This is a genomic window from Loktanella sp. IMCC34160, from assembly GCF_004145845.1.
Classification (GTDB): domain Bacteria; phylum Pseudomonadota; class Alphaproteobacteria; order Rhodobacterales; family Rhodobacteraceae; genus SELP01.
In genome coordinates, this window is the sequence record NZ_SELP01000002.1 from 481,633 (window position 1) to 500,132 (window position 18,500).

An 18,500-nucleotide genomic window follows, 5' to 3' on the forward strand; every position below is an offset into this window, starting at 1 on the left:
TCCTCTCACTGGTCGCGATAGCACCTAATGCGAAAGGGTGCGCGGGGGCAAGGCAAAGCGGCCCGTCCGGGCGGGCGCGTTAACCTGTTAACAAAATGCTAAGTGCGAAAGTGTCGGAAATGCGGCAAAATAGGGGCAACAGCCAGACTGGAGGACCGACAGATGCAAGCCCCGACCGATTCAGCCATGCCGCCCCTGCCCGGTGTGCGCAGCGCCACGCCCGGCGGGTCGGTCCTGTCGAACCTGGAACGCTATTGGTCCGATCTGCGCGGCGCGCGCCGGGTGCCGGTCCGCACCGCCGTCGATCCGGCCCATATCGACGCGGCCCTGCCCCATGCCTTCATTCTGGAACGCTGCGCCCCGCAGGTCGCCCGGTTTCGGGTCTGCGGACAGCGGATCACCCAGTTCATCGGCGCCGAAAGCCGGGGGATGCCCCTGTCGGTGCTGTTCACCGCGCAGGGCGTGCAAGGCATCGGGCCGCTGCTGGAACGTTGTCTGGACGATCCGGCGGTGGTCGAGGTGCCGGTCGTGTCGCGGATGACCCTGACCCGCCGGCGGTTGGTGGGGTCCATGTTACTGCTGCCGCTGGAAGGGCCGGATGGGCTGGTCGATCGGGTGCTGGGTGCCCTGCTGGTCGATGGGGCGCCCGGGCTGGGCGCGCGAAGCTTCGATATCGACACCTCCCGCCCGCTGCGTTGCGACCGGATCGCGCCTCAGACAATGGCCCCGGCGCATAGGGCCGTTGCGGGCATGGCCCCGCCGCTGCCCCGAATGCAGGAAGGGCCGGAACGGTCTTCCCGCCCGGCCCTTCGGCTTGTGGTCGATAACACCTGATCCGGATCAGGCAGTCGCCGCCTGATCCAACTTGCTGCGCCGGGCCGACAGTTCCTCGGCCACGAGGAAAGCCAGTTCCAGCGATTGCGAGGCGTTCAGGCGCGGGTCGCAGGCCGTGTGGTAGCGGTCCGACAGATCCTCGTCCGTGACCGCCCGGACACCGCCGGTGCATTCGGTCACATCCTTGCCCGTCATCTCGAAATGCACGCCGCCGGGGATCGTGCCCTCGGCATTGTGGACGGCAAAGAATTCCTTCACTTCGCGCAGCACGCTTTCGAAGGGGCGGGTCTTGTACCCGGTCGAGGATTTGATCGTGTTGCCGTGCATCGCGTCACAGGTCCAGACGACATTTGCGCCTTCTTCCTCAACTGCCTTGATCAGGCGCGGCAGGTGTTCGCCCACCGATCCGGCCCCGAAACGGGCGATCAGTGTCAGACGACCCGGTTCATTGTTGGGGTTCAGGCTGTTCATCAGCGACTTCAGATGGCCCGAGGTCATCGACGGCCCACATTTCAGCCCGATCGGGTTCTGCACGCCCTTGCAGAATTCCACATGGGCGCCGTCCGGCTGACGTGTGCGGTCACCGATCCAGATCATATGGCCGGACCCGGCCAGCCACTTGCCCGTGGTGCTGTCCAGACGGCACAGAGCCTCTTCATATTCCAGCAACAGCGCTTCATGGCTGGTGTAGAATTCGACCGTTTCCAACTCGTGATTGGTGGTCGCGTTCAGGCCTGCGGCGCTCATGAAATCCAGTGCGTTTGAAATCTGTTCCGACAGGGCGCGGTACTTCTCGGCTTCCGGTGCGCCGGTCCAGCCGAGCGTCCAGGCGTGGACCCGGTGCACGTCGGCGAACCCGCCGGTCGAAAAGGCGCGCAACAGGTTCAGGGTCGCGGCGGCCTGGGTATAGGCCTGCAGCATCCGGTCGGGATCGGGGATCCGCGCTTCGGGGGTGAAGTCGAACCCGTTGATGATGTCGCCACGGTAGCTGGGCAGTTCGGTGCCGCCGATCACCTCGGTCGGGGCCGACCGGGGCTTGGCCATCTGGCCCGCCATGCGGCCAACCTTGACCACCGGCACCTTGGCGCCAAAGGTCAGGACCATCGCCATTTGCAGCATCACCTTGAAGGTGTCGCGGATGCTGTCGGCGCTGAATTCGGCAAAGCTTTCGGCGCAGTCACCGCCCTGAAGCAGGAAGGCCTCACCGCGACTCACCTTGCCCAGATGGGCCTTCAGGCGACGTGCTTCGCCGGCAAAGACCAAGGGCGGATAGCTGGCAAGCTTGGCTTCCACGGCCTTCAGCTTGGCTTCATCCGTATATTCGGGCATCTGAACCCGCGGCTTGGCGCGCCAGTCAGATTTCTGCCACTCGGTCATTGTCTTGCTCCCAGAATATCGTTTTGGTCAGTGATTGCTGATCCTTTAGCGCAATCAGGACGCGCTTATAACCCGATGCCGCGCGGGGGCCAATGCCAAAAGGGGTGCAAAATCGGGCAGGTGATGGTTCAATAGCGACTATTGAGGGCGGAAACGACACCCCTTGATCCTGCGTTCCAAAAGGTGTTGAGGTCCGCAGGTCGAACGCATGGCAAAGGGTCGCGGAGATGGATATCGAGCCGCAAATCGTCGAAGTGGACGCAAAGGGCAAACCGCGCCGGTTTGTCTTTGTGCTGCTTGAGAATTTCACGATGCTTTGCTTTGCCAGCGCGATTGAATCCCTGCGCATCGCCAACCGCATGTCGGGCAAGAAGCTGTACGACTGGATCGTCGCGGCCGAGGTGGATGGCACCATCGCCTGTTCCAACGGCACCGAATTCGCGGTGCAGATGGGGCTGGACGAGTTGACCCGTGACGACACGGTCATGGTCTGCGGCGGGATCGACGTGCAAAAGGCCACCACCAAGAAGATGGTCAGCTGGCTGCGCCGCGAGGCGCGCCGCGGTGTGACCATGGGCGGGCTGTGCACCGCAGGCTATACCCTTGCCAAGGCCGGGCTTCTGGATGGCAAGAAGGCGACGATCCACTGGGAAAACCAGGACAGCTTTGCCGAGGAATTCGAGGAAGTGACCCTGACCAAGTCGGTCTTCGTCGTGGACGGAAACCGGATGACGACGGCGGGCGGCACCGCGTCGATCGACCTGATGCTGAAGGTCATTGCCGACGATCATGGCGAGGAACTGGCCAGCGCGGTCGCCGACCAGTTGATCTATTCCTCGATCCGAACCGATCAGGACACCCAGCGCCTGTCGATCCCGACCCGGATCGGTGTGCGCCACCCGAAACTGTCCCGCGTCATCCAGATGATGGAACAGAACATCGAAGAACCGATCAGCCCGGCGGTGCTTGCCAAGGATGTCGGCATGTCGACCCGGCAGCTGGAACGGCTGTTCCGCCGCTATCTGAACCGCAGCCCGAAACGGTATTACATGGAGTTGCGGCTGCAAAAGGCGCGCAACCTGCTGATGCAGACAGACATGAGCGTGATCAACGTGGCGCTGGCCTGCGGGTTCGCCTCGCCGTCGCATTTCTCGAAATGCTACCGGTCGCACTACGACACCACGCCTTACCGCGAACGCGGCGCCCACGCGGCCCGGCTGTCGATCTGACAACTTGCGGTTGGTCCCAATGGGGCCTGCGAAACATTGTCCTGCCAGAGCGGAAATGACGGGCCGATTGACCCGCATTTCACCCTTCCCTTTTGCATTTCCGCTGCTTAGGCTTCGTCTTCAGGATACTTCATCCGATAGGGAGACAAAGAATGAAGAAACTGCTTCTTGCCACCGCTGCCACCAGCATTCTGGCCGGCGCGGCTTCGGCCGAAGACATCAAGATCGGGGTGCTTCTTGGATTTACCGGTCCGGCGGAATCCCTCGCGACGGGCATGGCGGCCGGAGCGGAAGCGGCGATTGCGGAGGTCTCTGCGAGTGGCCTGCTGCTGGGTGGCCAAACCGTTGTGCCGGTGCGTGGCGACAGCACCTGTTCTGATGCCGCTCTCGCGACCGCGGCGGCCGAGCGTCTGGTCAATGGCGATGGCGTAGCGGGTATCGTGGGCGCACTTTGCTCTGGTGCCACGACCGCCGCGTTCCAGAACGTTGCGCTGCCAAATGGGATGGTGATGATTTCACCCTCTGCCACTTCTCCGGCACTGTCGGTTCTGGAGGACGACGGCTACTTCTTCCGGACCGCGCCGTCTGATGCGCGTCAGGGCGTTGTAATGTCTGACATTCTGTTGGAGCAGGGCATCAACTCTGTCGCAGTAACCTATACGAACAACGACTATGGCAAGGGGCTGGCTGAAAGCTTCGAGGCCGCATACACGGCTGCTGGCGGCACCGTGACCATCAACACGCCTCACGAAGACGGCAAGGCCGACTATTCGGCCGAAGTTGGTGCTCTGGCATCGGCCGGTGGTGATCGCCTTGTCGTGGCGGGTTACATCGATCAGGGTGGACCGGGTATCATTCAGGCCGCGCTAGACACGGGTGCCTTTGATACGTTCCACCTGCCTGACGGCATGATCGGCGACAGCCTTCAGGAACGGTTCGGTGCGGCAATCAATGGTTCCACCGGCCAGGTGCCCGGAACGGATAGCCCCGGTGCGGCGATGATTGAAGCCATCGGCGAAGCCCAAGGCTTCCAGGGGACTGCGCCCTTCGCCCCGGAAAGCTATGATGCGGCTGCCCTGATCCTTCTGGCGATGCAGGCAACCGGTTCGACCGACCCAAGCGTCTACAAAGACGCGGTAATGGGTATTGCAAACGCCCCCGGTGAAAAAATCTATCCCGGTGAACTTGCCAAAGCACTCGAGATCCTCGCGAACGGCGGTGAGATCGACTATGACGGCGCTTCGGCGGTGGAATTGATTGGTGGCGGCGAAAGCGCAGGCAACTACCGGCAGATCGAAGTCATCGACGGCGTGATTACGACCGTGAACTTCCGGTGATTTCATAGCGACGCTCAAGACCTCGGCGCGGGAGTTTTCCCGCGCCGTTTCAATAAGATAACGGGCGATTTTAACGCCTTTGACGGGGATATGGGATGATCAGGGTCGACAACCTGCACAAGCATTTCGGCGGCTTTCATGCGGTCGATGGCGCCAGTCTTGAAATCAAGCCGGGATCAATCACCGGGCTGATCGGCCCCAACGGCGCTGGCAAGACCACGCTGTTCAACGTGATCGCCGGGGTCCATGCCCCGACCTCTGGCCGGGTCACCATGGCGGGCGAGGATATCACCGGCCTGCCCCCGCACGAGCTGTTTCACAAAGGCCTGCTGCGCACCTTCCAGATCGCGCATGAGTTTTCATCGATGACCGTGCGCGAGAACCTGATGATGGTTCCCGGCGGCCAGTCCGGCGAAACCCTTTGGAACACATGGTTCGGCCGCAAGCGGATCGCCGATGAGGAACGCGCGCTGCTGGCCAAGGCGGACGAGGTGCTGGAGTTCCTGACCATCGACCACCTGAAGGACGAAAAGGCGGGCAACCTGTCGGGCGGCCAGAAGAAGCTGCTGGAACTGGGCCGGACCATGATGGTCGATGCCAAGATCGTGTTTCTGGACGAGGTCGGCGCGGGCGTGAACCGCACCCTTCTGATGACCATCGGCGATGCGATCCTGCGCCTGAACAAGGAACGCAACTATACCTTCGTCGTGATCGAACACGACATGGATTTCATCGGCAAGATCTGCGACCCGGTCATCTGCATGGCCGAAGGCAAGGTGCTGGCCGAAGGCACATTGGCCGAGATCAAGGCCAACGAGCATGTGATCGAGGCCTATCTGGGCACCGGTCTGAAGAACAAGGACCAACTGGCGGAGACGGGCGCATGAGCGGCGACAACCCCTACGCGGACGGGCGCGGCAACAAGGACCGGTCGATCGCCAACCCCCATGGGGCGGGTGATGCCCCCTACCCCGGCAAAAGCGGCAAGGCGGTCCCGGTCGGCGGCGACGCGCCCTTCCTGATCGGCGAGGCGATGACCGGCGGTTATGGCAAGGGCCCTGATATCCTGCACGAATGCACCATCGCCGTGAACCCCGGTGAAATCGCGGTGATCGTCGGCCCCAACGGCGCGGGCAAATCCACCGCGATGAAGGCGGTCTTCGGGATGCTGAACGTCCGGTCGGGCCGGGTGCTGCTGGATGGCGAGGATATCACCGCGCTGTCGCCGCAGGACCGGGTGATCAAGGGCATGGGGTTCGTCCCGCAGGTGCGCAACATCTTCCCGTCGATGACGGTCGAGGAAAACCTTGAAATGGGCGCCTTCATCCGCAAGGACGACATTCGCCAGACGATGGAGCAGGTCTACGAACTGTTCCCGATCCTGAAGGACAAGCGCGGACAGGCTGCGGGCGAACTGTCGGGCGGGCAGCGGCAGCAGGTGGCCGTGGGCCGCGCCCTGATGACCAAACCCAAGGTGCTGATGCTGGACGAACCCACCGCCGGTGTGTCGCCCATCGTCATGGATGAACTGTTCGACCGGATCATCGAGGTCAGCCGCACCGGCATCCCGATCCTGATGGTGGAACAGAACGCCAAACAGGCGCTTGAAATCGCCGACCGGGGCTATGTTCTTGTTCAGGGGCGCAACGGGCACACGGGCACCGGCAAGGAACTGCTGGCCGACCCGGAAGTGCGGCAAAGTTTCCTGGGGGGGTAAATTGATGAAGTGCCTCCCGGGCGCGTTCGTGGCCACCGCACTTCTGGCTTTTGGCTGTACGGAACCGGAAGCGGAGCTTGAGGTTTTGCGGTCGCCAACCGCGGCCGAGATGCAAGAGTATCACGAAAGCGAACGATATCAGCAAATGATGTCCCTTCATTGTCAGATGAATGGAGAAGACGGAAGAGAGTACGAGCTTTGGATGCACGTTGAGGATATCGACCAAGAGGGACCGCTGTATTGCCTTTCAAGTTTTGGGGACGCGATGGAATGCTTTCGCAAGGAACAGTCGATCGACGGTGAAACATATGTGGGTGAGCGAAATGAGGATGGCGAACCGATGAGCTATCTGAGGGTCACTTCGACCGGTGAAGCAGTTCATTATGACAGTTACAGGTCTAGGCGCATCGTGGATGGCGAACTGGTTGATCTTGGACTACGCGAGAGTATCTCGACCGGCACCTGCGCGAATGGGAGAGCACACTAATGGACATTCTTAACGCCATCGTGGCGCTACTCAATTTCGTGGTCATTCCCGGGGCGGCCTATGGGGCGCAGCTGGCGCTTGGGGCCCTTGGGGTGACATTGGTCTATGGCATCCTGCGGTTTTCGAACTTTGCCCACGGGGACACCATGGCCTTCGGGACCATGGCCACGATCCTGATTACCTGGTGGTTGCAGTCGATGGGGGTCAGCCTTGGGCCACTGCCCACCGCCCTTCTGGCCCTGCCCTTCGGCATTCTGGCCGCGGCGCTGCTGCTGCTGGCGACGGACCGGGGGATCTATCGCTTCTATCGGCAGCGCAAGGCCGTTCCGGTGATCATCGTGATCGTCTCGACCGGGGTCATGTTCATCTACAACGGCCTCGTGCGTTTCATCATCGGGGTAGAGGACCAGAATTTCCTCGACGGGGAACGGTTCATCATCTCGGCCCGGGATTTCAAGTCGATGACCGGGCTTGACGAAGGGCTGGCGCTGAAGACGACCCAAGGCATCACCATTGTGGTTGCGGTGATCGTGGTGGCCGTGTTGTTCTGGTTCCTCAACAAGACCCGGACCGGCAAATCCATGCGGGCCTTTTCGGACAACGAAGATCTGGCCCTTCTTTCCGGGATCAACCCGGAACGGGTGGTCATGGTCACATGGCTGATCGTGGCGGCGCTGGCGACCATCGCGGGCGTGCTTTACGGGCTGGACAAGTCGTTCAAGCCTTTCACCTACTTCCAGCTTCTCCTGCCGATCTTCGCCTCGGCCATCGTGGGGGGCCTCGGCAACCCGCTGGGCGCCATCGCGGGCGGGTTTGTCATCGCCTTTTCCGAGGTGACGGTGACGTACGCCTGGAAGAAGGTTCTCATCTATCTGATGCCAGAGTCCCTCGAACCCTCGGGCCTCGTTCAGTTGATGGGCACGGATTATAAATTCGCGGTCAGCTTCGCGATCCTTGTGATCGTCCTGCTGTTTAAACCGACCGGACTGTTCAAGGGGCAATCGGTATGACCCAGTCGATGCGCGCACCGCTTCTTTTCGCTTTCGTCGCGATCCTTTTCATCCTCGAAGGGACGACGAATTTCTGGATCTTCTCGGGGTCGTGGAACACGTCGCTCGGTATCCTGAACATGGCGCTGATTTCGGCGATCATGGCCTTGGGCGTGAACCTGCAATGGGGCTATGCCGGGCTGTTTAACATCGGGATCATGGGGTTTGTCGCCCTTGGCGGTCTGGCGACCGTGCTGGTGTCGATGCCGCCCGCACCGGGGGCCTGGGCCGCCGGGGGCGCATGGCAGATCCTGCTGTCGCTGGTCATGGGCGCGGCCACCATCGTGGCGGCGGTTCTTGTCTGGTCGAAGATGGCAAAGGGCCGGGCCCGCAACCTGACAATGTTGGTGTTGCTGGTCGGCGGCTTCTTCCTGTTCCGCTTCGTCTTTGACGGCGGGGTCGAGTTTGTCGAGGCGATTACCCCCGCCTCGACCGGCCATATCGGCGGGCTAAACCCCGGCGGCGATGCCTATAAGGACTTTGGCTGGCTGACCATCATCGCATGGCCCGTGGGCGGCTTGATCGCGGCGGGCGCGGCCTGGGTGATCGGCAAGACGGCGCTGGGTCTGCGGTCTGATTACCTTGCCATCGCGACGCTTGGCATCGCCGAGATCGTCATCGCCGTTCTCAAGAACGAAGACTGGCTTGCGCGGGGCGTGAAGAACATCAACGGCCTGCCCCGTCCCGTCCCCTACGAGATCGACCTGCAAGGCGATCCGGGCTTTCTCGAACGGGCGGCGAGCCTTGGGATGGACCCGACCACCGCCTCGACCATTTACGTCAAGCTGGGCTACATGGTTCTGTTCACCATCGTTCTTCTGATCCTGCTGTGGCTGGCCCAACGGGCCTATAACAGCCCCTGGGGCCGGATGATGCGCGCGATCCGCGACAACGAGGTCGCGGCAGAGGCGATGGGCAAGGACGTGACCGCCCGCCACCTGCAAATCTTCATCCTTGGCTCTGCGATCTGCGGCATTGCCGGGGCGATGATGACCACGCTGGACGGGCAGCTGACGCCGACCTCGTACCAGCCGCTGCGCTATACCTTCCTGATCTGGGTGATGGTGATCGTCGGCGGGTCGGGCAACAATTTTGGCGCCATTCTGGGCGGCTTCCTGATCTGGTGGTTGTGGGTTCAGGTGGAACCGATCGGCCTTTGGCTGAGCGAGACGCTGACCAGCGGCATGGCCGAAGACAACTGGTTCCGCATCCGGATGCTGGATGCCTCGGCCCATATGCGCCTGTTCTCGATGGGGCTTGTGCTGCTGCTGGTGCTGCGGTTCAGTCCAAAGGGGCTGTTGCCGGAGAAATAGATCGACAAAGAAAGGGGGCCGATGGCCCCCTTTTTCGTGGCGCAACGTAGAGCCGCGCATCGCCGTGCCGGGGGCGGCCCGGCGATGCGCGGCGGCCTTCGGCCTTGATTCCACGTGATGAAGACGCCGCCGTGGGCTGTATCGGCCCTATGGTGTTTCGGCACGCTCCAGTCGCCCCTGATAGTGGACGATCCGGCCGACCAAAGGCAGGGCAATCCGCACGTCAAACCGGAAATTGCCGTCTTCTTCTGCCTCAAAGGCATGGCCGCCGGGGATCAGTGCCCCCGGCACAGGCACCCCAAGCACTGACATCTTCCGGCAAATCAGCTCCAGCCGGTCGCCACAGACCAGCACAGCCAACCCAAACCGAAACGGGCCGAACCGTTCTTCGATCAGCCGCTCCATCCGGCCCGTCCCGGCCCTTTGGCTGCTGTGGAATCTTTTGCCGCCAAAGGTGCGGGTCCAGACCTCGACCCCGTTCTGCGAACGTCCCAGTTCGACGGTGACGGGGATGGTGTCGGCCGCAGAGGGAAAGCCGAACAGGCGGGCGATTAGCCGCGCGAATAGGGTCGATCCGCCGGAAACCGTGGCCTGCCCGGTCCAGCGGGCCGTTTCCCGGTCGTCGTGGAGCGCCCGAACCATTGGGGAAAGATTGGCAAGCGCACCCTCCAGCATCCGGGCGTAAAGCGGCGCATCGCCGTCGACCCGGCCCCGCCAGCCGTAGGAAATGCGGCGACCGGCGAACAGCCGGTCATAGTCGTCAAGCTCCAGACAGTCGGTTGCGGGGCGGGCCCCCGGCGCGGGTGGGTCGCCCGCAAGGATGCGGCGCACCACACCTTCGGCGGTCATCGACGGGATGTAGGGCCCGTCATCGCCTTCGGCCAGAAGGTGCCACTCCCGCGCCGCCCCCAGCCCGTTCCGCAGCCCTTCGGCCCGGACGAACATGCCGCCCCGATGTTCGCCGTATTTCAGAACCCTCAGGACCGTGCGGAACAGCCCCGCTAAAGGGACATAGTTCAGGGCGGGTATCCGGGCGCGCAGCCGCGCCAGCCCGATCAGGCAGCGGTGAATCCAGACGGGCGACGGCCCGGCCCCCATCCAGAGGGATTGCAGCCCCGGCAGACTGCGTGGCAGGACCTGAAGGTCCGGCACGTCGACAAGGCCGAAGATCAGTGGCGGCAGTGGCATCTGTCCGGGCGGCGACACGGTGAAGCGGCAGGTGTCGGCCAGCCCGCGACCGGCCCCCGGCTGGCCGTCCCGGACCAGTTTGACCGGCCGCCCTGCATAGCTGAGGACGGCCCGCATCACATTCGGCCCCATGATCGCGTGTGGCGACGGGGCGATGCCGCCTGTCACGGTGCGGATGTCGATATCCTGCGACATCCGGCGCAGCACGGCGGCAGTTAGAACGGGAAAGCTGCTGGCCCCGGCAAGGGCGAAGACCCCGGCCTTTCGCGCGGCTTCGTCCAGATCCGAAATGCCAAAGACAAAATCGGACCCGTCCGCAAGGTCCAGATAGTTGACCCCGGCCCCGATACAGGCGCGGACAACGCCGTAGGGGTCGGCCCCATAGGTCTGGAACGGCCCGCTTGCATCGACGACCAGATCGGGCCGGTGGGTCGCCAGCGCGGCCCCGATCCCGTCGCGCGACACTTGCACCGGTCTGGCACGCGCCGCCCCGATCAGGCCGTCGCAAAACGCCTGCGCCCGGTCAAGGTTGCGCCCGGCGATCAGGATCTCCAGCCCGCCGGTGTCCATCAAAAGCTCGGCCAAACGGCCCCCGAAGGTGCCATAGCCGCCGATGATGAGGATTTTCAAAGAAAGACCCTTTCGATCACCCACCATGCGCCGATTGCCGCGATGAACAGCGAGGCGGGCACGGCGACGAACCGGCGATAGGCGCCCGGTTTCGACTCTGCCCGGATCGAGACGAGCGAGAGGAGGAAGACACCCGCCAGCGGGCCAAAGAAGACCCAAACGGGGTTTTCAAGCAGGTCGGCCAGCCCGGCGGGCGACCAGAGTATCAGCCCGACAGACAGAAGGGCGAGCGCGCCATAGAGCCCTTGGGCCAGCGCCGGCGCACCCTGACCCCGGTCCACCCGGACCGCCGCGACCACGCACAGCGACATGACCGCGATGACCAGCAACTGGCCCAGTTCGACGCCCACGTTGAACCCGATCAGCGCCGGGATAAAGGCGCCCTGCGGCAGGCCAAACTCGGCCAAGACGCTGGCAAAGCCCAGCCCATGCAACAGCCCGAAGCCAAAGATGACGAAGGGCCGCCATCGGCTCAGCCCGTCGGTGAACAGGTTTTCGACCGCAACATAGACGATGGACGCCGCGATGAGCGGTTCAACAATGCTGGCCGGGACAGTGACCAGCCCCAGCGCGGCGGCGGCAAGGGTGATGGTATGGGCCAGCGTAAAGGCCGACACCTGCCACAACAGGGGTCGCAACCGGGCGGCAAGGAAGAACAGCCCAAGGACGAAGAGGATATGATCCAGCCCCTTCGGAACAATGTGATCCACGCCCACCGGGATATAGCGCACAAAGGCCTGCCAGCCCCCGATTGCGCCGCCCCCCGTCAAAAGGATCGGGTCCGAGGTCGCCCCGGCCTCCAGATAGCCGGTATAGGGGTCGTCGACCCCCTGTTGCCGCAACACCAGCGTGCCATAGGACCGCGCCCAGCCCACGGTCACGGCATCGGCCCCGGTGGGCAGGTCCACGGTGAAGGACAGAACGGTGTCGCGCGGCAGGTCGGTGTTGGGTTGGGGTTCAACCACGATCCCGCTCAGCATCGGTGTCAGGTGGTCCGGTCCGGCCAGAATACCGATCCCCCCGGCCAGATCGGGCCATGCGGCGCGGGCCTCGTCGGCCAGTGCGCTGTCGGACAGGGCGCGCAGGGCGTCATAGCGGCCCGCCTCCGCCGCTTCGTTGGTGTCGGCCACGGCGGACAGGTCAATCCCGGCCAGCACCCCTTCAAGGTTCAGCCGCACGTCGAACACCAACTGGCTGCCATCCTGCGTCATGTCGGCAATTGCGGGGCGGACTTCATGGGCGCGGGCCGGTAACGCCAGCGCGATCAGCACGGCAACCAAGGTTGACATCACAAGGCCAAGGACCACCCTGTAGGGAAGATCAAAGGATTTCATCATGCGCTTGCTCGCCCTTTTCTGTCTTTCGCTGTCTGCCGGTCCGCTTGCGGCCCATGAATTCTGGCTTGAACCATCCCAGTGGCAGGTTGCCCCGGACGCTAGGCTAGAAGGGCGCATTGTCAACGGCCAGTCCTTCGCCGGGATCGAATTGGCCTATATTCCTCAACGCACTGCGCGCTATGAAATTTTCAATGCGGGGCAACAGGCAGCGGTAGAAATGCGCGCCGGGGATCGCCCCGGCCTGTCGGCGGACCCTTTGGGCGAAGGGCTGAACGTGGTGATCTACCAGACCAACCCCTCGACCGTAGATTACGAGACATGGGAAAAGTTTCAGTCTTTCGTCGATCACAAGGACCTTGGGGTGACCGAGGCGGATCAGATCGCGCGGGGCCTGCCGCTCGCGGAATTCTCGGAGGTCTATTTCCGGTTTTCCAAGACGTTGATTGCGGTCGGCGATGGCGCTGGCGCGGACCTGCGGACCGGGATGGAGACAGAGATCGTCGCCCTGACCAACCCCTATACGGATGATCTGACCGACGGTGTCCGGGTCCAGTTGTTCTACCAATATGACGTCCGGGCCGAGGAGCAGATCGAAGTCTTTGACCGCGCCCCGGATGGCGAGGTGACCATCAGCTATGTCCGCACCGATGCCGATGGTATCGCCACGGTTCCGGTGGTCCCCGGCCATGACTACATGCTGGATGCCGTGGTTCTGCGGGAACCCGCGCCGGATTTGGCCGAGGCATCCGGCGCCGTCTGGGAAACGCTTTGGGCCAATCTGACCTTCGCGGTTCCCAATTGACGTTCTTTGTCCGGCCGGTCAAAACCGGCCAATGAACAAAGCACCGGATATCCTTTGCATCGGGTCGGTCCTGTGGGACGTGATCGGGCGGTCGGCCTCGCATATGCGGGCCGGGTCCGACGTGCCGGGGCGGATCACCCGTCTGCCCGGGGGCGTGGCGATGAACATCGCCATGACGCTGGTGCGCTTTGGCCTGACCCCTGCCCTGCTGACCGCCATTGGCCGCGACCCGGCGGGGGATGAATTGCTGGCCGAGGCCGCAGATATGGGCATGATTACCGATCACGCCTACCGGTCCGACGACCTGCCAACAGATATCTACATGGCGGTCGAGGGGGCAAACGGGCTGATCGCCGCTATTGCGGATGCCCATTCGCTTGAGGCGGCGGGCGACAAGATCCTGCGCCCCCTGTCCGACGGGCGTCTGGGGAGTGCCGAGGCGCCCTGGGAAGGGCCGGTTGCGCTGGACGGCAACCTGACGACGGAACTTCTGCGCGAGATCGCCCGCTCGCCCCTGTTTGCCCGGTCCGACCTGCGGGTCGCCCCGGCCAGCCCGGGCAAGGCTGAACGGCTTCTGGCGCTGCGCGACCATGCGACGGCGACGCTCTATGTGAACCTCGAAGAGGCCGGTATTTTGTGCCAGCAGGAATTCGCTTCTTCGGCCGAGGCCGCGGCGGCCCTTGTCGCACGCGGCACCCACCGCGCCCTTGTCACCGACGGCGGCAAATCTGCATCCGATGCGGTGGCTGGCTCCGTCATCACCCAAACCCCGCCCGCGGTTCTGGTGACCCGCGTCACCGGCGCGGGCGATACATTCATGGCGGCCCATATCGCCGCCGAACGCGGTGGCGCCGACCGTGACGCGGCGCTGAACCGCGCCCTTCAGGCCGCCGCCACCTATGTCAGCGGAGAGACCCCCCTATGACCTTCCCCGTCGCCTACGCCCCCGAGGTTCAGGCCGCCCGCGACAGTGGCGCACCATTGGTGGCGCTGGAAAGCACGATCATCACCCACGGAATGCCCTATCCGCAGAACGTGGAAACCGCCCGCAGGGTCGAGGCTGAGGTGCGCGCCCATGGGGCCGTGCCCGCCACGATGGCGGTGATGGGCGGGGTGTTGCATGCCGGGCTGACCGACGCGCAACTTGAGGCACTGGGACAGGCGCAGGACGTGGCCAAGCTGAGCCGGGCCGATATCGCCGCCTGCATCGCGCGGGGCGGCACCGGGGCCACCACCGTGGCCGCGACCATGATTTGCGCCCGCATCGCCGGGATCGCGGTTTTCGCGACCGGCGGCATCGGCGGAGTGCACAAGGGGGCGGAAGAGACTTTCGACATTTCCGCCGATCTTCAGGAGTTGGCCCAGACTCCGGTGACCGTCGTGGCAGCCGGGGCCAAGGCCATCCTTGACCTGCCCAAGACCTTTGAGGTGCTGGAAACCCTCGGCGTGCCGGTGATCGCCTATGGGCAGGACGAGGTGCCCGCCTTCTGGAGCCGCGCATCGGGCATCCCTGCACCCCTGCGTATGGACAGCGCCGAAGAGATCGCCCGCGCCCACGCGCTGCGTGGCGACATGGGCATCCCCGGCGGGCAGCTTGTGGCCAACCCGATCCCGGCGGAGGCAGAGATTGCCGCCGATACGCTGGCCCCGGTGATCGCGCAGGCACTGGCCGAGGCCGAGGCGCAGGGCATCGCGGCAAAGGCGGTGACCCCTTTCCTGCTGCAACGGATTTTTGAACTGACCGAGGGCCGCAGCCTGACGGCAAACATTGCGCTGGTGCTGAACAATGCGCGGCTTGCCGCCGGGATCGCGGTGGCCCTTGCCCGCCGTGCCTAGGTCATTGTCTGTTGCGGCGCGCATCCCTAGATAAGGGACAGGATATTTCAGGGCGGCCCGGAACGTGACAACACCCGAACATGAACAGGACCATCCCCGGCGACGGCATGGGGTATTGACGGGCCTGCGCAACAATTTCATCGCCGGGCTTGTGGTGGTTGCCCCGATCGGGCTGACCGTCTGGCTGATCTCGACCGTTGTCGGCTGGATCGACGGCTGGGTCTGGCCCTTCATCCCGCAGGCCTATCACCCCGAGGAATTGCTGAATGCCTGGCTGGGGCGTGAAGCGCCGAACCGAATTGATGTGAACATCCGCGGGATCGGCGTGATCCTGTTCCTGATCTTCACCATCGTCGTCGGCTGGATCGCCAAGGGGCTGATCGGACGCTCGTTCCTGCGGTGGGGCGAAAGCCTTGTCGGGCGGATGCCCATCGTGCGGACCATCTACAACGGCGCGAAACAGATTGCGGAAACGGTTTTTGCCCAGTCGGAAACCTCGTTCGACAAGGCCTGTCTGGTGGAATACCCGCGCAAGGGGATCTGGGCGGTGGCCTTCATCTCGACCAAGGCCAAGGGCGAGGTGGCAGAGAAACTGCCCCCGGTCGGTGACATCATGACCGTCTTCCTGCCCACCACGCCGAACCCGACATCGGGGTTCCTGCTGTTCCTGCCGCGCGAGGATGTGATCCTTCTCGACATGACCGTTGAAGACGCGGCGAAACTGGTGATCTCGGCAGGGCTGGTTTACCCCGGCTCCAAGGAAGCGGCCAAGGCCAAAGCCGAGGCGGCAGCGCGCGGGCCGCGCGGATAGGGATTTGCCAGCGGCCCTGCACAGGGCTAGGCTTTGGGTATTGTAACTTTCCGATTCTGGGGATTCAGATGAAAAAACTCCTTCTTTCCGCCGGCGCCCTTGTCGCCTCTGCTTCCGCCGCCCTTGCTGGTGGCCTGGCGCCCGCAATCGTGGAAATGCCGGTCGAAGACATCGAAGTGGTTGCTGACAGCTCCTCTTCGGCCGGCCTGATCATTCCGCTGATCCTGATCGCGCTGATTGCGGCGGCGATGTCGTCGTCCTCCTCCGAGGTGCAGCCCGGCTAATCGACCCTCTCAGGCCCAAGACATGGACCCCGGCCATCTGGTCGGGGTCTTTCTTTTGGGGGTCGATTCGAGGGGGATCTGCGCGTCATGCGAAACACCGTGGCACCCAAGAAAAAAACGCCGGCACAAGGCCGGCGTTAAGTCATTGAGGCAGGTTTCATACAGGCAAGAAACCTATCGAGCAGTGACCCCTTTATAAGCAATCCAGCGCCGGGGTCCAAGCTAAAAGTTTGAAAACACTTGGAGGGCCGCGTAGGCTCTGACCCCAACAGGCATTGAGAGCAGAGGGATTGTTGCCAAAATGAGATCAGAGTTTTTCACGACTCACCTGCGGGCCGCCGTGATCGTCGGGCTGTCGGTTTTCGGCGCCAGCAGCATGGCAGAGCCCCAGCATGGCATAGCTATGTATGGCGACCCTGCCCTCCCACCTGATTTTGTGGCCCTGCCCTATGCAAACCCGGATGCGCCCATCGGTGGGCGGATGGTCGAGGCCAACGTCGGCAACTTCGACAGTCTCAATCCCTTCATCCAGAAAGGGAATGTTCCGTGGCAGCTGCGCTTTGTCTATGGCGAAACGCTGATGGGCCGCAGCATCGACGAGCCGTTCTCGCTTTACGGGATTCTGGCCGAATCGATCGAGACCGGGCCGAATCGGGAATGGGTGGAATTCACCCTGCGGCCCGAGGCGCGGTTCTCGGACGGTAGCCCGGTGACGGTCGAGGATGTGATCTGGAGTTTCGAGATTCTGGGAACAGCAGGGCATGGCCGCTATCGCGGGTTCTGGGCAAAGGTCGATAGTCTTGAACAGGTCGGGGACCGGACCATCCGCTTCACCTTCAACGAGGAAAACGCCGAGCTGGCGCTTTTGGCGGGGATGCGTCCGATCCTTCAGAAGGCGCAGTTCGACGGTGTCGATTTTGCCGAGGAAGGCGACAAGATCGTTCCGATCACCTCGTCCCCCTACATCATCGACGACTATGAATTCGGCCGCTTCGTGTCGTTCCGGCGCAATCCGGACTACTGGGGCTGGGGCGTGGTCCCCTTCCGGGCCGGCACGTTCAATCTGGATGAATACCGGATCGAGTATTTCGGCGACGAAACCGCGGCCTTCGAGGCGATCAAGACCGGGCTGGTCAACACGACCCGCGAATTCAACGTCGCCCGTTGGGAGGGCCAGTATGATTTTGCCGCCGTTCAGGACGGCCGGTTCGTGAAGGAAGAGCTGGCCCACCAGCGCCCCTCGGGCATGACCGGGTTCGTCATGAACACCCGCCGCCCGCAGTTTCAGGACTGGCGCGTGCGCGAGGCGCTTCTGACCGCCTTCAACTTTGAGTTCGTGAACGAGGCGATGACCGGATCGCAGCAACAGCGGATCACCTCCTATTGGTCGAACAGCCCGCTTGGCATGGGCCACGGCCCGGCAGAGGGCCGGGTGCGCGACATGCTGATGCTGTATCAGGACGATCTGCTGCCGGGCGCGCTCGAGGGCTACAACCTGCCGCAAAGCGACGGGTCCGAACGCAACCGCGCCGGAACCGCCCGCGCGATCGAGTTGTTCGAGGAGGCGGGCTATACCATTCAGGACGGCGTGATGGCGGATGCCAGTGGCACCCCTTTTACCTTTGACATCCTGATCCAGTCCGGGGCCTCCGAAACGTCGACCATCGCGGATATCTATGTCGAAAGCCTGAAACGGATCGGGGTTTCCGCCAATGTGACCCAGATCGACAGCGCCCAATTCACCGAACGGACCCGGGCCTATGACTTCGACATGACCTACTATCGGGTCGGTGTGTCGCTGTCCCCCGGCAACGAGCAATACCTCTATTTCGGGGCCGACCAGGTGGACACCGGCGGGCGCAACCTGATGGGCGTGTCGTCGCCCGCGGTGGACGGTCTGATCGGCGAGATGCTGACCGCCGCCAGCCAGGAAGATTTCCGCGCCGCGATCAAGGCGCTGGACCGAACCTTGATGAGCGGGCGTTACGTGATCCCCTTCTACCAGTGGAACATCACGCGGATCGCCCATGACGCAAACCTGCACCATCCCGACTACATCCCCGTTCTGGGCGACTGGCCGGGCTGGCAACCTGATGTGTGGTGGTATGAAGAAAACTAGGCTTCTTCTGGTGCTGGCAGCTGTCGGCCTGCTGGCGGGGTGCAACACGGTCGCGGGCGTGGGCGAGGATGTCTCGGCCAGTGCACGCACCGTTCAGGGCTGGCTCTGACCGTCATACAGGCGTTACAGAACGGTCATAAACGGGGCGGC

Annotated in this window: 18 protein-coding genes; 15 read left to right on the forward strand and 3 right to left on the reverse strand. The window is 63.3% G+C overall.

Annotated elements, in window-relative coordinates; translation table 11 throughout:
- The first annotated feature begins 162 nt into the window (after positions 1-162).
- Positions 163-834 carry a PAS domain-containing protein gene (locus EU803_RS06710; protein ID WP_129681053.1) on the forward strand — a complete coding sequence of 224 codons (672 nt, stop codon included), beginning with the start codon at positions 163-165 and terminating at the stop codon, positions 832-834.
- Positions 835-840: 6 nt separating this feature from the next.
- Here EU803_RS06710 and EU803_RS06715 read toward each other — a convergent pair whose 3' ends face one another.
- A complete protein-coding gene (locus EU803_RS06715) occupies positions 841-2,211 on the reverse strand; it encodes a 3-deoxy-7-phosphoheptulonate synthase class II (RefSeq protein WP_129681055.1) in 1,371 nt (456 codons plus the stop codon).
- A gap of 227 nt (positions 2,212-2,438) precedes the next feature.
- On the opposite strand from EU803_RS06715, the gene EU803_RS06720 reads away from it, so the two are divergent.
- From EU803_RS06720 to EU803_RS06750, 7 genes are all read left to right on the forward strand, one after another.
- The gene (locus tag EU803_RS06720; RefSeq protein WP_129681057.1) at positions 2,439-3,440 is read left to right on the forward strand and encodes a GlxA family transcriptional regulator; all 1,002 of its coding nucleotides are present in this window, start codon (positions 2,439-2,441) and stop codon (positions 3,438-3,440) included.
- 152 nt (positions 3,441-3,592) lie between these two features.
- Positions 3,593-4,777, forward strand: a complete 1,185-nt coding sequence (locus tag EU803_RS06725; RefSeq protein ID WP_129681059.1) for an ABC transporter substrate-binding protein — start codon at positions 3,593-3,595, stop codon at positions 4,775-4,777.
- A 95-nt stretch (positions 4,778-4,872) separates the two neighbouring features.
- Positions 4,873-5,664, forward strand: a complete 792-nt coding sequence (locus EU803_RS06730) for an ABC transporter ATP-binding protein (RefSeq protein WP_129681061.1) — start codon at positions 4,873-4,875, stop codon at positions 5,662-5,664.
- Positions 5,661-6,494 (forward strand): ABC transporter ATP-binding protein, encoded by an 834-nt coding sequence (locus EU803_RS06735; protein WP_129681063.1) that lies wholly within the window; start codon positions 5,661-5,663, stop codon positions 6,492-6,494. Before EU803_RS06730 ends, EU803_RS06735 begins: the two co-directional genes overlap by 4 nt.
- A 28-nt stretch (positions 6,495-6,522) precedes the next feature.
- Positions 6,523-6,981: a hypothetical protein gene (locus tag EU803_RS06740; RefSeq protein WP_129681065.1), complete on the forward strand. Its 459-nt coding sequence runs from the start codon at positions 6,523-6,525 to the stop codon at positions 6,979-6,981.
- Complete coding sequence (locus EU803_RS06745) at positions 6,981-7,991, forward strand: branched-chain amino acid ABC transporter permease (RefSeq protein ID WP_129681067.1); 1,011 nt, start codon at positions 6,981-6,983, stop codon at positions 7,989-7,991. The genes EU803_RS06740 and EU803_RS06745 overlap by 1 nt, the downstream gene beginning before the upstream one ends.
- Complete coding sequence (locus tag EU803_RS06750) at positions 7,988-9,343, forward strand: branched-chain amino acid ABC transporter permease (RefSeq protein ID WP_129681069.1); 1,356 nt, start codon at positions 7,988-7,990, stop codon at positions 9,341-9,343. The genes EU803_RS06745 and EU803_RS06750 overlap by 4 nt, the downstream gene beginning before the upstream one ends.
- Before the next feature lie 147 nt (positions 9,344-9,490).
- On the opposite strand, the gene EU803_RS06755 is transcribed toward EU803_RS06750, so the two are convergent.
- Positions 9,491-11,161 carry an SDR family oxidoreductase gene (locus EU803_RS06755; protein ID WP_129681070.1) on the reverse strand — a complete coding sequence of 557 codons (1,671 nt, stop codon included), beginning with the start codon at positions 11,159-11,161 and terminating at the stop codon, positions 9,491-9,493.
- Positions 11,158-12,450, reverse strand: a complete 1,293-nt coding sequence (locus tag EU803_RS06760; RefSeq protein ID WP_242494298.1) for a HupE/UreJ family protein — start codon at positions 12,448-12,450, stop codon at positions 11,158-11,160. Before EU803_RS06760 ends, EU803_RS06755 begins: the two co-directional genes overlap by 4 nt.
- 46 nt (positions 12,451-12,496) lie before the next feature.
- On the opposite strand from EU803_RS06760, the gene EU803_RS06765 reads away from it, so the two are divergent.
- The 7 genes from EU803_RS06765 (at position 12,497) to EU803_RS06795 (ending at position 18,459) form a co-directional block, all read left to right on the forward strand.
- Positions 12,497-13,300 (forward strand): DUF4198 domain-containing protein, encoded by an 804-nt coding sequence (locus EU803_RS06765; protein ID WP_129681074.1) that lies wholly within the window; start codon positions 12,497-12,499, stop codon positions 13,298-13,300.
- Between the two features lie 31 nt (positions 13,301-13,331).
- Positions 13,332-14,225: a PfkB family carbohydrate kinase gene (locus tag EU803_RS06770; protein ID WP_129681076.1), complete on the forward strand. Its 894-nt coding sequence runs from the start codon at positions 13,332-13,334 to the stop codon at positions 14,223-14,225.
- Positions 14,222-15,136, forward strand: coding sequence for a pseudouridine-5'-phosphate glycosidase (locus tag EU803_RS06775; RefSeq protein WP_129681078.1), 915 nt, complete (start codon positions 14,222-14,224; stop codon positions 15,134-15,136). Before EU803_RS06770 ends, EU803_RS06775 begins: the two co-directional genes overlap by 4 nt.
- 64 nt (positions 15,137-15,200) lie before the next feature.
- Positions 15,201-15,947: a DUF502 domain-containing protein gene (locus EU803_RS06780; protein ID WP_129681080.1), complete on the forward strand. Its 747-nt coding sequence runs from the start codon at positions 15,201-15,203 to the stop codon at positions 15,945-15,947.
- A 68-nt stretch (positions 15,948-16,015) separates the two neighbouring features.
- On the forward strand, positions 16,016-16,231 hold the full coding sequence (locus EU803_RS06785; RefSeq protein ID WP_129681082.1) for a hypothetical protein: 216 nt from the start codon (positions 16,016-16,018) through the stop codon (positions 16,229-16,231).
- Between the two features lie 376 nt (positions 16,232-16,607).
- The gene (locus EU803_RS06790; protein ID WP_242494315.1) at positions 16,608-18,350 is read left to right on the forward strand and encodes an extracellular solute-binding protein; all 1,743 of its coding nucleotides are present in this window, start codon (positions 16,608-16,610) and stop codon (positions 18,348-18,350) included.
- Entirely contained in the window at positions 18,337-18,459 is a 123-nt protein-coding gene (locus EU803_RS06795; protein ID WP_129681084.1) for an entericidin EcnA/B family protein, read from the forward strand. The genes EU803_RS06790 and EU803_RS06795 overlap by 14 nt, the downstream gene beginning before the upstream one ends.
- Positions 18,460-18,500: the final 41 nt, after the last annotated feature.

Coding starts and splice junctions, on each gene's coding strand:
- EU803_RS06750 (WP_129681069.1), top strand. CDS start 7,988: ATGACCCAGTCGATGCGCGCACCGCTTCTTTTCGCTTTCGTCGCGATC.
- EU803_RS06715 (WP_129681055.1), bottom strand. CDS start 2,211: ATGACCGAGTGGCAGAAATCTGACTGGCGCGCCAAGCCGCGGGTTCAG.
- EU803_RS06785 (WP_129681082.1), top strand. CDS start 16,016: ATGAAAAAACTCCTTCTTTCCGCCGGCGCCCTTGTCGCCTCTGCTTCC.
- EU803_RS06775 (WP_129681078.1), top strand. CDS start 14,222: ATGACCTTCCCCGTCGCCTACGCCCCCGAGGTTCAGGCCGCCCGCGAC.
- EU803_RS06770 (WP_129681076.1), top strand. CDS start 13,332: ATGAACAAAGCACCGGATATCCTTTGCATCGGGTCGGTCCTGTGGGAC.
- EU803_RS06795 (WP_129681084.1), top strand. CDS start 18,337: ATGAAGAAAACTAGGCTTCTTCTGGTGCTGGCAGCTGTCGGCCTGCTG.
- EU803_RS06745 (WP_129681067.1), top strand. CDS start 6,981: ATGGACATTCTTAACGCCATCGTGGCGCTACTCAATTTCGTGGTCATT.
- EU803_RS06790 (WP_242494315.1), top strand. CDS start 16,608: ATGGCAGAGCCCCAGCATGGCATAGCTATGTATGGCGACCCTGCCCTC.
- EU803_RS06730 (WP_129681061.1), top strand. CDS start 4,873: ATGATCAGGGTCGACAACCTGCACAAGCATTTCGGCGGCTTTCATGCG.
- EU803_RS06720 (WP_129681057.1), top strand. CDS start 2,439: ATGGATATCGAGCCGCAAATCGTCGAAGTGGACGCAAAGGGCAAACCG.
- EU803_RS06765 (WP_129681074.1), top strand. CDS start 12,497: ATGCGCTTGCTCGCCCTTTTCTGTCTTTCGCTGTCTGCCGGTCCGCTT.
- EU803_RS06760 (WP_242494298.1), bottom strand. CDS start 12,450: ATGTCAACCTTGGTTGCCGTGCTGATCGCGCTGGCGTTACCGGCCCGC.
- EU803_RS06710 (WP_129681053.1), top strand. CDS start 163: ATGCAAGCCCCGACCGATTCAGCCATGCCGCCCCTGCCCGGTGTGCGC.
- EU803_RS06725 (WP_129681059.1), top strand. CDS start 3,593: ATGAAGAAACTGCTTCTTGCCACCGCTGCCACCAGCATTCTGGCCGGC.
- EU803_RS06735 (WP_129681063.1), top strand. CDS start 5,661: ATGAGCGGCGACAACCCCTACGCGGACGGGCGCGGCAACAAGGACCGG.